We start from the raw sequence: 12960 nt of genomic DNA, 5'->3' as shown, positions 1-12960 counted from the left end.
TACAAAAAGACCAAAAGAGGAAAGTCCCTTTTGGTCGTTTAATGGTATGAATTATTTTTAATTTTCAGTCTTTTCCTGATTCAAATCGAATAGATCTGAAATGAATTCTATCATTTCCTCAGCCTCATCTCTTTTACAGGCTGCTCTCAATTGAACCACTGGAACCTTGAGGACTTTTTGCATCATGCTCTTGGTAATCTTGTCGATTACTGCAAATTCCTCATCGGAAGCATTTTTCATAAATCTAGCCAGTTCTTCTTGCCTGATTTGCTCTAGAGACTGCTTCAATTTATTGATGGTAGGGGATACAAGCATCTCCTTTTTCCAGCTGGAAAATTCCTCAATTGTTTCTTCGATGATTTCTTCAACTCTTGGAATGGCAGCAAGACGCTTATCCAATGCCTCTGTAGCTTTACTTCGAATGTTGTCTACATTATATAGTATAACTCCAGGGATATCTTCAACTGTAGTTTCAATAGATCTAGGAACCGAAAGGTCAACCAGTAATTTGTAGGATTGAATTTCAAAATCACTGATCAATTTCTTGGTGATAAAGGGTTCTGAGCGCTGAATGGAGCTAACAATAACATCAGCTTCTTTCATTGCATCCAAACAATCATCAAAAGGAACTACTTCAAAGCCTAATTCAGCAGCAATTGCTTCTGCTTTAGATTGAGTTCTATTGGTGATTTTGACTTTGGCATCAGGGAGGTAGACCATATTTTTAGCCACATCCTCTCCAATTTCACCTACACCAATCAATAAAACCCTAGGCTGATAAGTATTTGATGTTAAACTCTCAATCAGTTCGATAGCAGCATAAGACAAAGAAGCAGCACCGTCTCGGAAGGAAGTTTCCTGTACAATCCTTTTATTGGTAAAAAATACCGTGTGCATTAATCGATGAAGAAATGGACCTGCCATGTCTAAATCGGCTGCTGCCTGATAAGCTCTTTTTACCTGATTTGATATTTGAATATCTCCAACAACTTGGGCTTCTAGACCCATGGAGACTCTGAATAAATGATTGATTGCAGACTTGTCATCATTGAAAATCTCAAAATAATCGAAATAATCAACGACATCAGTCATTCCTTTTTCCAAACCAATTAGCTTGATGATCTCCGTGCTAAGATCCAAATCATGGCTGTAATAGACCTCTGTCCGATTACATGTAGATAGGATCAAAGCATCACCTAGGCTGAAAAATTCTTTCAGCTTGATTAAGATACTGTGGATAGCTTGATCATCTAATGCTATCAGTTCCCTGATTTGAACAGGGGCGGTTTTGTGTGATAAACTTAAAGCTCTAAATTTTATCTGCATAGCATCAGTCTTGGGTGCAAATTTAAGAGACAAATCAGCTTCAAAGGATTTTTTCTTATAATCCTTAATCAATTTAGAATTCGTCTAAATTAAATTTAACCTTTCAAAGTTCGGTAATTTTTGAATGTTAGTCCAATATTCTTAACTTATACGTTATTGAAGAAATCTATTGATATTTTTTTATGATTAAGAAGTTTTTTTATTTCCTCAAACTCTATCTCGGCCTTAGCAACAAAGAGTCCAAAGGTTTGGTGCTGTTTGTTCCGTTTTTATTCTTAATAATCTGTCTTCCTTTTTTCATACAAAAGGTTCAGGGAAGAAAATCAGAGATAAAACAGTCTAGAATAGATTATTTAATTGACTCTTTATTGATAAGTGGTTTTGAGCCAGCTACTTCTCCTTTACCTATTTTCAACCCTTTAGATACGGGAAAAGTTATTTTTCCGGCCTCAGTTCAAAAAATATTATTCTCAGAGGCTGATTCTATCACATTGCAGATAGTTCCGGGCATAGGGCCAGCAATGGCATCAAGGGTTATTAAATTTCGTGAGAACTTAGGTGGATTGGTTCATAAGGATCAATTAAAGGAAGTATTTGGAATGAAAGAAGAGGTAGCTGACCAAATCTGGAATTATTTTGACTTTGATCGACCTAGTCTAAGGAAAATCCCAATCAACCAGGCTGACATTAATACGCTAGCGAAACATCCATATATAGGTTACGGGGAGGCTAAGGTGATTTTTGCTTTCCGAAATCAACATGGGCCATTTTCAAGCGCGGATGATCTCTTAAAAATTAAAATATTCAAGGAAGATTGGGTGAATAAATTGTCTCCTTATCTCTCATTTTCAGATTAATTTTTAAGAATTCCTGCCATCTTTGGGATATGAAATCCGAAGAAGGAAAACTTCAATTACCGATTTTAAATTTACCCGACATTCAGTCGAAGATTTCTGAAAGAGAACAAAAATTCTGGATTTTCGACAGTTTAAGAAAAAAGGAATTGGTCCTGACTCCGGAAGAATGGGTTAGACAACATTGGATTTCCTATTTGATTTCAAATTTGAATTACCCTAAGGGCTTGCTAACCTTGGAGAAAGGCCTAAAATACAATCAGCTCCAAAAGAGAACTGACTTAGTGGTTTGGAATACAGAAGGAAAGCCCTATCTATTAATTGAGTGCAAAGCTCCTCAAGTACCCATCAACCAAAAGACTGTAGAACAAGCCTGCCTTTATCATCACCAACTTCAGACTGAATATCTAATTTTGAGTAATGGTTTGGTTCATATATCTCTCCGGTGGTTATATGAAGAAAAGAAATTTGTTCAGCTTAAAAAGTTTCCGGAAGCCCCGAAATAGTTGCTTATTTTATGATATTAGTCAGTCTTTTTTTATCTTGAATAATTGAAACATATATAAAGACCCAGCATGTCTAATCAACCTCATAATACGCCTTGTGAACTCTGTGCCAGTCGCAAATATTCCTTAATGTCGGACTTGTCACATGCGCAGGTTTGCTCAATTTCAGATCATAAAAATTTGATTTCTCATCGGAAAGGTCAAATTCTGTATTATGAAGGCACCAAACCACTAGGAATATTTTGTATCAATTCTGGAGTAGTAAAAGTTTATAAAACAGCCTCAAATGGGAAAGAACAAATTGTCCACTTAGGAAAAGAGGGCGACTTTTTAGGTTATGCCGCCCTGCTGGGTGAAGAAAACTACACCAATTCAGCTATGATCGTTGAGGATGCTAAGATTTGCTTTATCCCAAAAGAGGCATTTTTAAATACTTTATTAGGCAATACTCAATTTTTTAAAAGAGTGACAAAGGAATTGAGTCATGAATTGGGAGTGATGGAAGAAAAACTTACTGATGCAACGCAAAAAAGTATTAGGGAAAGATTAGCTTTTGTCTTGATTCATCTTGCGAGTTCATACGGTATTGAAGGGGGAGATAGTCAGAAAATTGATTTGATTTTAACTCGAGAAGAAATTGCTGGAATCGTTGGTACAGCTACGGAATCCGTAATCCGTCTGCTTTCTGAATTCAAGAAAGATGGCCTGATAGAGTTTGAGGGTAAAAAAATAATCATAAAGGATAAAAGAGGTTTGGCGAGACTTTCGGATTTCTATGCCTAATCAGAACCATATTGTATTTTTTGAAGTTTTGTGTGTATGAAAGCACCAAAACCCGGCATTTTCTCCTTAATTATTGGTTTGATTCTATTTTCGATTATCCCTTTCAAAGAGGCACTTCCTCAGTCTTTTGCATATAAGACCTTGTTGAGTACGCTCTATGAAAAAGATTTCCCTGTGCTCTACCCAGAAGAAATCGATGATCTATCTTCTTATCAAGTTCTTGATACCCGTGAAAAAGAAGAGTACCAAGTCAGTCATTTAAAAGATGCGATTTGGGTTGGGTATGATCAATTTCCAACCTTTAATTTAGATCGTTTAGATAAGTCAAAACCGGTGCTAGTGTATTGCACAGTGGGAGCAAGATCTCAAAGTGTTGGGAAAAAGCTGGTAGAAAATGGCTATGAAGTTTACAACCTCTATGGAGGTATTATTCATTGGGCCAATGAAGAGTATCCATTGTACAAGGGCGAAAAAAGAACAGATAAAGTTCATACCTATACACGTGCCTGGGGCATTTGGCTCAACAAGGGCGTGAAAGTCTATGAATGAAATGTCAGACTCAGGACAATACGTTAATTTGCTCAATCTTACTTTTGCTTAACCTCGTAAATGATTCCAAACAGACACATTATGAACATTATCAAAACAGTGATCATGGTATTTTTAACCATGACTATTTTAAGCTGTAAAAACTCCAGCATAGGAATGGCAGGTACGACTCCACCAAGTCATGAACTTTGGGATCAGTTGCTAAAAAAACACGTGAAGCCAAACGGCTTGGTAGATTATAAAGGTTTCATCAAGGACAAACCTCAATTGGAGAAGTATTTAAATTCACTTTCAAACAATGCTCCTGACAGAAAGGCTTGGAGTAAAAATGAACAGCTTGCTTACTGGATTAATGCATACAATGCTTTTACAGTAAAATTAATCGTAGACAATTATCCTGTTGAGAGTATCCGTGATTTAGGACCTAAGTTGAAAATTCCTTTGATTAAGGATGTTTGGCACTATAAGTTCTTCAGCATTGGAGGTCAAGAGTCCAGTTTGGATGAGATAGAACATGGAATTCTTAGAAAAGAATTCAATGAACCAAGAATACATTTTGCTATCAATTGTGCATCTATTTCCTGTCCACCTTTGAAAAATGAGGCTTATGTTGCTTCTAAAATTGATCAGCAACTGGATCAGTCTGCGAGGGAATTTATTAATAATCCCAAGTACAATAAAATCTCAAAAGATGAGGTTCAGATTTCATCAATTTTCTCTTGGTTCAAAGGTGATTTTACCAAGAAAGGTAGCTTGATTGATTATCTTAACAAATACAGTAAAGTAAAAATCTCTTCCAACGCTAAAGTCAATCATCTAGATTATAACTGGAGTTTGAACGAGTAGAATTTACAACCAACCACCAACCTTTCACCCAGTAATGTCTCAAACCCGGCACATAGTTATCATTGGAAATGGAATATCAGGGATAACCTGTGCCCGACATTTGAGGAAGCTGGATAGTGATGTCAAAATCACTGTTATCTCAGGAGAAAGTAAGTATTTCTTTTCTCGAACAGCCCTAATGTACGTTTACATGGGGCATATGAAGTTTGAACATACACAGCCCTATGAAAATTGGTTTTGGGAGAAAAACAGGATCGATTTGAAAGAAGGGTGGGTCAAGCAAATCGACTTTAATTCGAAGGTTCTTCTGTTTACCAATGGTGACTCTATATCTTTTGATCAATTGGTGATAGCGACGGGTTCTAAGCCAAATAAGTTTGGTTGGCCTGGTCAGGATCTTGCCAATGTTCAAGGTCTTTATTCCAAGCAAGATTTGGAGTTAATGGAAAAAACCACTGAGTCGGGGGTTTCTCATGCAGTTATTGTAGGAGGGGGCTTGATAGGTATTGAAATGGCTGAAATGCTCTCCTACAAGAAAATCAGTGTCACTTTTCTAGTTAGAGAAGCTGGCTTTTGGAATAATGTCCTACCTAAAGAAGAATCGGAACTTGTAGGCAGACATATAAAAGAACATCACTTTGATTTGAGACTCAATGCTGAGTTAGATGAAATAATTGGCGATCAAAACGGAAAAGTTAAAGGAGTAAAAACCAAAGATGGTGAGTTGATAGATTGTCAGTTTGTAGGATTGACGGCTGGAGTTTCACCGAATATTGATTTTCTTAAAAATTCTGACTTGGATTTAAAAAGAGGAGTTTTGGTAGATCAATATTTCAGAACCAACTTGCCTGATGTATTTGCCATAGGTGATTGTGCAGAGTTTAGGGAAGTGCCCGGGAAAGACCGCAAAAATATTGAACAGGTTTGGTATACGGGAAGAATGCATGGAGAGACGCTAGCTCATAATTTGATTAAAAAGCCTGTACAGTATAATCCTGGAGTTTGGTTTAATTCAGCAAAATTTTTAGATATAGAATACCAGACATACGGAACTGTTCCAGCTGATTGGGAAAAAGATAATGCGATCAATTTCTATTGGGAGCACAGTTCAGGTAAAGTGGCATTTAGAATGCTGATGGATCAGGAAAAGAAAATTCTTGGAGTTAATAATTTTGGGTTTAGGCTTAAGCATGAGTTTTTTGATAAAGCAATTAGCCAAGGTTGGACTGGAGAAAAAGTGATTGCTCATTTATCAAAAGCTAATTTTGACCCGGAATTTTATGCTCCTTATATCAGCGAAATCCAAAAGGTCTACAAAGACCAATTTGGTGGAGAATTTACTCCTTCCAAAAAATCATTTATTCAAAAACTACTAGGAGCAAGATTATGAAATTAATTCAAAAATTAGGCTTGGTTTTGTTTCTAGGAGGATTGTTAGCTTTTACTATCATTCCCTTTTTGGGCAATTATCAACTTTCTGAGGAGATAGTTTTATCTCAATCCAAAGAAATCCATCAGGAGTCAATGAATGAAATATTGAGTCCCCTCTATGGAAAAACCTATCAGACGAATTTCACATTTATTTCTGAGGTTAATGGTAAAATTGATGACTACAATCAAGAACGCAAGGATAATCAGCAATGGGATCAGGTAATATGGGATGATTACACGTTTCCTTTGACAAAAGCATCTGTGCAAAGTCCAGTCAAGTCCCAACCCTTACTTTTTTTGTTTCTGTCTATTGGCTTGGTGGTTTTGGGAGGATTATTATATAATATTCCCAAACATCAAGGAGAGCCTGAAGGAATAAAGAACAATGGAATTTTTCACTCTAAAATGAAAAATAGAGGTTGGTTGGGTATGATTACCGGAACCTATCTAATCTTATTCTATATCATTCTATACTGGTTTCCTGCCTACATGGTAAATGCTGTCTGGATGGTCAATCCCCTAAGCCTTTTACTATCCGGAAATCCTGCTAGCCAATGGTTTTTGTATGGATTTATTTACACACTTGCCATTTTGGTGATGGGTATCCGAATGTTTAGAAAATACAGAGGAAATAAATACCAACAGCTTAGAACAGCGTCAGTCATGTTTTTTCAGACTGCATTTGCTTTCCTGATACCAGAAATTTTAGTATTGCTCAACCAGCCCTATTATGATTTCAAGAATATTTGGCCATTAGATTATGATTTTTTCTATGATTATCAGATAAGCACATTTCTTTCCAGTGGAGGTGTAGGTATGTTCATGTTGATATGGGGCATTCTATTAATAATCATTGCTGTACCTCTTTTCACCTATTTCTATGGTAAAAGGTGGTATTGCTCTTGGGTTTGTGGATGCGGTGGACTAGCCGAAACTGTTGGAGACCCTTATAGACAGCTTTCTGACAAAAGCTTAAAAGCTTGGAATATTGAAAGATACCTGATCCATGGGGTTTTGGTTTTGGCGGTGGTGATGACCTTGATTACTATTGCAAACTATTTTTCATCATTTAGCTTTTTGGGAAATGTCACCAACCAGCTACATTCGTTTTATGGATTTGCAATTGGTTCCGCGTTTGCGGGAGTGGTTGGAACAGGCTTCTATCCATTTATGGGAAATAGAGTCTGGTGCAGGTTTGGATGCCCTTTGGCCGCCTATTTAGGTATGGTTCAAAGGTTCAAGTCTAGATTTAGAATTACGACCAATGGTGGTCAGTGTATATCATGTGGCAACTGTTCAACCTATTGCGAAATGGGAATTGACGTCAGATGGTATGCTCAAAGAGGACAGAATATTGTGCGCTCTTCTTGTGTAGGTTGTGGGGTTTGTTCTGCGGTTTGTCCAAGAGGAGTATTAAAACTAGAAAATGGTCCTGAAGAGGGACGAATTAACGAAAATCCGATTTTGATCGGTAACGATTCCATTAAAGTCAATGCCTGAGATCTTAGCATTCATTCTTCTGGGGATATATCTCTTGGGAATGGTACTCATATTTATTTATAGTTTGGCCCAAGGGCATCTATTGCTTTTTTTCTTTAAGGAGAAAAGAAATCCTCAGCCCACACCCTCCAATCCTTCCGAGTTGCCACAAATCACCGTTCAGCTTCCTCTTTTCAATGAAATGTACGTGGCTGAAAGGTTGATAGATGCTGTTTCAAAACTGAATTATCCATCTGAGAAATTAGAAATTCAGATCTTGGATGACAGTACTGACCAAACCAAAGAATTGATTCAGGAGAAATTAAAGGAGTATCCCACAATTAACTTTCAATACATTCACCGAACTGATAGAAAAGGTTTTAAAGCTGGAGCTTTAAAAGAGGGGCTGGAAGTAGCTAAAGGTGAATTTATTGCCATTTTTGATTCGGATTTCATTCCTGATCCTAATTTCCTGCTACAAACCATTCCTTGGTTTTCAGATTCAAAAGTAGGAATGGTTCAGAGTCGTTGGACTCATTTAAACCAGCATTATTCATTGTTAACCCGACTACAGGCTTTTGCACTGGATGCTCATTTTTTAATCGAGCAAATGGGAAGAAACCGTCAAGGTGCATTTATTAATTTTAATGGTACGGGAGGTATTTGGAGAAAGGAAACTATACTTGATGCGGGGAATTGGCATGACGATACCCTTACTGAGGACCTGGACCTGAGTTATAGAGCTCAAAGAAAAGGTTGGAAATTTATCTACAGGCCTGAAGTGGAATCACCTGCAGAACTTCCTCCCATCATGTCAGCTATTAAATCCCAGCAGTTCCGATGGACCAAAGGTGGGGCAGAATGTGCGGCTAAACACGGGGCTGCAGTTCTAAAGACAAATTTGCCAGCACATGTGAAAATTCATGCAATGGCTCATTTATTTAACAGTACCATATTTTTGGCTATACTGATTGTCAGTCTGAGCAGTATTGGGGTTTGGTGGTTAGTAGATCAGCAAATTTTAGGTCCAGGTTGGATTCAATTAGCAAGCTTTTCTTTGGTGGGCTTTGCCATTATATCCTTGATCTATTTGGTTTCCTATTTCTATAGAAAGCAACATTTTTTCAAAAGCTTATTCGAGGCTATTTTTCTATTACCCTTATTCCTGTCTGTTTCCATGGGAATGGCATTACATAATACCCAAGCGGTTATGGAAGGCTTAACTGGAAAGAAATCACCCTTTATCCGGACACCAAAATTCAATTTGGAAGGAGGAAAATTCAGTCTTCGCACCAATCAATACATCAATTTAAGAATGCCAATAACGACTTGGTTGGAAGGTGCCTTGGCTCTTGTTTTCATTGGAATGGTTGTACTTGGAGTATTTCAACAAAACTATCTCTTCCTACCTTTCCATCTGATGCTAGCGGTGGGTTATTCCCTAGTTTTCATCAGTTCCTTTAAATCTTATGCCCTAGGGCGATAATTCATGTTTCCAAATCACCTAATTGACGTCATCATTCCTGCATTTAATGAGGAAAAATCTATTGCCAAGGTTATACAAGATATTCCCAGCTGGGTTAGAAATATTGTCGTTGCCAATAATAATTCAACAGATCAGACTGGGTATGTAGCAGAGCAGGCGGGAGCAGTAGTCGTCTTTGAAGGACAAAAGGGCTACGGGAAAGCTTGTTTAACAGCCATGGATTGGATTCGATCTCAGGAAATTCAGCCTGATATTGTGGTTTTTTTGGACGGAGACTATTCAGATTATCCGGAAGAAATGACAGGTTTAATCCAGCCAATTATCAATCAACAAGCAGATATGGTGATTGGCTCGAGAGCTCAAGGGGAGCGGGAATCCGGGTCCATGACTTTTCCTCAGGTCTTTGGTAATTGGCTTGCCACAACCATGATGAAATACATTCAAGGAGCTAAATTTTCTGATTTAGGCCCTTTTAGAGCTATTGTATGGCAAAAGCTCATGGACATCAATATGGTGGACCAAGATTATGGTTGGACTATAGAGATGCAGATCAAAGCCCATAAAGCAGGTCTGAGGTATACTGAAGTTCCGGTAAGGTATAGAAAAAGAATAGGAGTGTCCAAAGTCAGCGGTACTGTTAAAGGAGTTTTTGGTGCTGGCTATAAGATTATCTATACGATTTTTAAGTATTGGTAATTTTGGCAATCTTAGAGAAGTTTTTAAATCTTCATACTTATGAGAAATTCCCGAAACATATTACTGATATTTTTGCTGGCATTTTCTATTTACGCCTGCGGCCCCAAAGGTAGGGATGGAGTAGAAGAAGAACAGTTTGCAGGCTATTGGTATCAGGGTCAAGCCGAAATCAATGTTTTTGATTTGGAGCAGGTTAGGTACGGAGAATCCAGAAATGGTACTGCCGTATTAATTTTTGTGACGGAGGATTTTTCCAAAAGGAAACAGGTGAAGCTAGATGATCCCTCCGGAGCAGGAAGGGATGCCAAAAAGGTTATGAAGCTCAACATGACGAGAGAGTTTGTCACAGGAGTTTACCCTTATAATACTATGCTGTCAGTTTTTACACCCATCTATGAGGAGCTCAATTCCTATAAAATAGTCTCCTCGGTCACAGAATGGTGTGGTCAGGCATTTACTCAGATGAATTGGAAAAACAGTGCCTATAAAGTGCAGTTGTTTTCATATTTTGAATCGGAAGGAGATCAGGAGCTGAAAATCGATGCCAAGGCGGAGGATGAGTTATTTAATTTGATTCGCTTGAATCCTGATTTGATTGTTGAAGGAGATGCCAGATTAATTCCGGGATTGACTTTTCAAAGGTTTTCTCATGTAGAACTAAAAGACTACCGCGCTGATATAAGCAAAAATGACCTAGGTGAAAACAGCTCTGAGTTGATCGTGGATTATCCGCAACTCAGAAGAACCCTGAAAATACAATACAAGAAATTTTTTCCATACGAAATCTTAGCCTGGGAGGAAATCCAAACCAAAAGCAATGGTGATCAGGAAGTGACTAAAGCTACTCGAAGAAGTCTCAATATGCTGGATTATTGGAATAAAAATGAAAAATTATTTGAGCCTCTGAGAAACGATTTAGGAATTGAAAAGTAATAAGCATAAGGCGTTATTATTAATTTTTGGCGCTTTTCTAGTCATTGGTGTTTATTCCTTAGGATACTCTATTTCCAGAGAGAATTTCCCATATCTCTTTGCAGCATTTTCCCTTTCTTTTTTGGGGATGTATGGAATATATAAGCTTCAGAAATATCAGGAAATATGGTTGGGTATATTTCTTTTTGGATTTTTGCTAAGGTTTATATTATCTCACTCAATACCTTTATTATCAGATGATTATGCTAGATTTCTTTGGGATGGTGAAATAGTCAGATTAGAGGGGAATCCCTATGACAAAACTCCTCAGAAATTGGTAGAAGATTCAGCCAACGAGCTGGAGTTTTTTGAGCGCCTTTATCCTTATTTGAATTCTCCGAATTATTATTCAGTTTATCCGCCGTCCAATCAATTGTTGTTTGGATTGGCTGCGGAAGCCAGTGGGGAAAACACGCTTTTCGGAATAATTTCACTCAGATCTTTCTTATTGCTTGGTGAGCTTTTGGTCTTTTTCGGCTTACTCAAGCTGTTCCGAAGGTTTGATGTGCCATTGAGAAACTTGGTTTTATATTGGCTCAATCCTTTGGTGATATTAGAAGTCATAGGCAACCTTCATTTTGAAGGCATAGTTCTGATGTTCCTCTTAGGTTCATTGATCGCATATTCAAAAAACAAGAAATTTCTAGCTGGCACTTCTTGGGGCTTAGCCATAGGAGTAAAGCTTCTGCCTTTTGTCTTCCTACCTTCTTGGTTGTTTTTTAGAAAAATTAAATTCAGTCCGTTTTTTTGGATTGGAACTCTATTAGCTGTTTGCATTTCATTTATTGGGTTAGTTTGGGATGATGCCTGGATTAATTTTTTACAAAGTATCAGATTATATCAGGGAAAGTTTGAATTCAATGCTTCAATTTATTACCTGCTCCGAGAGGTGGGCTTTTGGATCAAAGGCTATAATACAATCGAGACTTTAGGTAAAGTTCTAAGCTTGACCTTTGTGATTTGGGTCTGGTTTATTTCTTGGAAAAAAGCGCCCAAGTCACTTTTTAAGCTGGCAGATTTATGGGTATTGATCTATCTGAGTTACTTATTGCTTCAACCAGTTATACATCCTTGGTACTTAATTCCAGGATTAGGATTGAGTTTGATGACTGGGAAAAAGTCCTTTTTGGTATGGAGCTTTGCAGTGATTTTTTCCTATCAGGCATATGGAAACCCTAATTTTGAAGAAAGCAGCTTTTACTTGGTGCTAGAATATGCTTTATTGCTGATAGCTTTGGTTTGGGATTATCGCCCTCAATTCTTCTCTACTCTCAATAAACTTTCAAAAAATGAATCTTAATAAAAGATATGTCCTCTTTTTAATTGTATCGGCCGCATTAGTTTCTTGTACTCCCTCGGAGGAAAAGCAGGCAAAAGATATTCTTGAAAAGTCGATTGAAGCACATGGGGGATGGAATGCTTGGGATAAAGTAGAAACTATCCGATTCAGAAAGTGGACTAGATTATTACTCGAAGATGGAACAGTTGAGAGTGAAACCGATCAGTTTTTAAGCTTTAGGCTACAACCTTCTTTTGAAGGAACTATCCGCTGGGAGAAAGATTCTGTGGAGCATTTAGCTCATTTTGACGGAGAGTCCATGCATTATTCTATTGCCGGAAACCCTGTACTAAACCCGGATTTTTTAGCTTCTAAGAAGAAGGATTTTGATGCTGCTTTTTATGTCATAGCCCAGCCGTGGAAATTATTGGAGGATGAAGGGGCTAAACTTACCTATATTGGTAAAAGAGAAATTTTTTCAAAATCAGTAGAAGTAGTTAAAGTTGATTATGGTCCCGGGAAAGATATTTGGTGGTATTTTTTTGATGCTGATAGCTATATGATGGTAGGAAATGAAGTTCAGCTTTCCGATCACAGAAGCCGGATCGAAAACTTGAATTATTCTTATGCTGATCCGTTTATATTCTACGGAGAAAGAAAAAGCTTTAGAGTAAACGAAGCAGGCGATAACACCTTTTTGAGGGCCGAGTATAGCTATAGTGATTTTGAAATTGAAAATGTTAAATAACAGAA

The 12960-nt window shown here is 37.5% G+C and carries 13 protein-coding genes; 12 read left to right on the top strand and 1 reads right to left on the bottom strand.

All coding sequences use genetic code 11. From position 1 onward, the window contains the following. Positions 1-57: 57 nt before the first annotated feature. Positions 58-1326, bottom strand: coding sequence for a glutamyl-tRNA reductase (gene hemA / locus B2906_RS08420; RefSeq protein WP_219958653.1), 1269 nt, complete (start codon positions 1324-1326; stop codon positions 58-60). A gap of 182 nt (positions 1327-1508) precedes the next feature. Here hemA and B2906_RS08415 point away from each other — a divergent pair, with 182 nt between their 5' ends. The 12 genes from B2906_RS08415 to B2906_RS08360 all read left to right on the top strand — a co-directional run bounded on the left by B2906_RS08415 (position 1509) and on the right by B2906_RS08360 (position 12955). Then, positions 1509-2183 (top strand): ComEA family DNA-binding protein, encoded by a 675-nt coding sequence (locus B2906_RS08415; RefSeq protein WP_219958654.1) that lies wholly within the window; start codon positions 1509-1511, stop codon positions 2181-2183. A 29-nt stretch (positions 2184-2212) separates the two neighbouring features. Continuing rightward, positions 2213-2686, top strand: coding sequence for a type I restriction enzyme HsdR N-terminal domain-containing protein (locus B2906_RS08410; protein ID WP_219958655.1), 474 nt, complete (start codon positions 2213-2215; stop codon positions 2684-2686). Between the two features lie 69 nt (positions 2687-2755). Beyond that, positions 2756-3469: a Crp/Fnr family transcriptional regulator gene (locus B2906_RS08405; protein WP_091654161.1), complete on the top strand. Its 714-nt coding sequence runs from the start codon at positions 2756-2758 to the stop codon at positions 3467-3469. Between the two features lie 36 nt (positions 3470-3505). Next, the gene (locus tag B2906_RS08400) at positions 3506-4018 is read left to right on the top strand and encodes a rhodanese-like domain-containing protein (RefSeq protein WP_219958656.1); all 513 of its coding nucleotides are present in this window, start codon (positions 3506-3508) and stop codon (positions 4016-4018) included. Between the two features lie 81 nt (positions 4019-4099). Continuing rightward, positions 4100-4864, top strand: a complete 765-nt coding sequence (locus B2906_RS08395; RefSeq protein ID WP_255590575.1) for a DUF547 domain-containing protein — start codon at positions 4100-4102, stop codon at positions 4862-4864. A 34-nt stretch (positions 4865-4898) separates the two neighbouring features. Continuing rightward, positions 4899-6254, top strand: coding sequence for an NAD(P)/FAD-dependent oxidoreductase (locus B2906_RS08390; RefSeq protein ID WP_286937725.1), 1356 nt, complete (start codon positions 4899-4901; stop codon positions 6252-6254). Beyond that, positions 6251-7795: a 4Fe-4S binding protein gene (locus B2906_RS08385; RefSeq protein WP_286937717.1), complete on the top strand. Its 1545-nt coding sequence runs from the start codon at positions 6251-6253 to the stop codon at positions 7793-7795. Before B2906_RS08390 ends, B2906_RS08385 begins: the two co-directional genes overlap by 4 nt. Then, positions 7788-9260, top strand: a complete 1473-nt coding sequence (locus B2906_RS08380; protein WP_286937713.1) for a cellulose synthase family protein — start codon at positions 7788-7790, stop codon at positions 9258-9260. The genes B2906_RS08385 and B2906_RS08380 overlap by 8 nt, the downstream gene beginning before the upstream one ends. Positions 9261-9263: 3 nt before the next feature. Continuing rightward, on the top strand, positions 9264-9956 hold the full coding sequence (locus B2906_RS08375; RefSeq protein WP_286937705.1) for a glycosyltransferase family 2 protein: 693 nt from the start codon (positions 9264-9266) through the stop codon (positions 9954-9956). Positions 9957-9995: 39 nt separating this feature from the next. Next, on the top strand, positions 9996-10889 hold the full coding sequence (locus B2906_RS08370; RefSeq protein WP_286937700.1) for a hypothetical protein: 894 nt from the start codon (positions 9996-9998) through the stop codon (positions 10887-10889). Then, positions 10879-12228 carry a glycosyltransferase 87 family protein gene (locus B2906_RS08365; protein ID WP_286937697.1) on the top strand — a complete coding sequence of 450 codons (1350 nt, stop codon included), beginning with the start codon at positions 10879-10881 and terminating at the stop codon, positions 12226-12228. The genes B2906_RS08370 and B2906_RS08365 overlap by 11 nt, the downstream gene beginning before the upstream one ends. Next, positions 12218-12955 carry a DUF6503 family protein gene (locus B2906_RS08360; RefSeq protein ID WP_286937683.1) on the top strand — a complete coding sequence of 246 codons (738 nt, stop codon included), beginning with the start codon at positions 12218-12220 and terminating at the stop codon, positions 12953-12955. The genes B2906_RS08365 and B2906_RS08360 overlap by 11 nt, the downstream gene beginning before the upstream one ends. Positions 12956-12960 lie beyond the last annotated feature (5 nt).

This window comes from Algoriphagus sp. UBA3586 (genome assembly GCF_002376385.1).
GTDB classification, from domain to species: Bacteria; Bacteroidota; Bacteroidia; order Cytophagales; family Cyclobacteriaceae; genus Algoriphagus; species Algoriphagus ornithinivorans.
This window is presented reverse-complemented; position numbering and strand designations above follow the sequence as displayed.

Coding starts and splice junctions, on each gene's coding strand:
- hemA (WP_219958653.1), bottom strand. CDS start 1,326: ATGCAGATAAAATTTAGAGCTTTAAGTTTATCACACAAAACCGCCCCT.
- B2906_RS08415 (WP_219958654.1), top strand. CDS start 1,509: ATGATTAAGAAGTTTTTTTATTTCCTCAAACTCTATCTCGGCCTTAGC.
- B2906_RS08410 (WP_219958655.1), top strand. CDS start 2,213: ATGAAATCCGAAGAAGGAAAACTTCAATTACCGATTTTAAATTTACCC.
- B2906_RS08405 (WP_091654161.1), top strand. CDS start 2,756: ATGTCTAATCAACCTCATAATACGCCTTGTGAACTCTGTGCCAGTCGC.
- B2906_RS08400 (WP_219958656.1), top strand. CDS start 3,506: ATGAAAGCACCAAAACCCGGCATTTTCTCCTTAATTATTGGTTTGATT.
- B2906_RS08395 (WP_255590575.1), top strand. CDS start 4,100: ATGAACATTATCAAAACAGTGATCATGGTATTTTTAACCATGACTATT.
- B2906_RS08390 (WP_286937725.1), top strand. CDS start 4,899: ATGTCTCAAACCCGGCACATAGTTATCATTGGAAATGGAATATCAGGG.
- B2906_RS08385 (WP_286937717.1), top strand. CDS start 6,251: ATGAAATTAATTCAAAAATTAGGCTTGGTTTTGTTTCTAGGAGGATTG.
- B2906_RS08380 (WP_286937713.1), top strand. CDS start 7,788: ATGCCTGAGATCTTAGCATTCATTCTTCTGGGGATATATCTCTTGGGA.
- B2906_RS08375 (WP_286937705.1), top strand. CDS start 9,264: ATGTTTCCAAATCACCTAATTGACGTCATCATTCCTGCATTTAATGAG.
- B2906_RS08370 (WP_286937700.1), top strand. CDS start 9,996: ATGAGAAATTCCCGAAACATATTACTGATATTTTTGCTGGCATTTTCT.
- B2906_RS08360 (WP_286937683.1), top strand. CDS start 12,218: ATGAATCTTAATAAAAGATATGTCCTCTTTTTAATTGTATCGGCCGCA.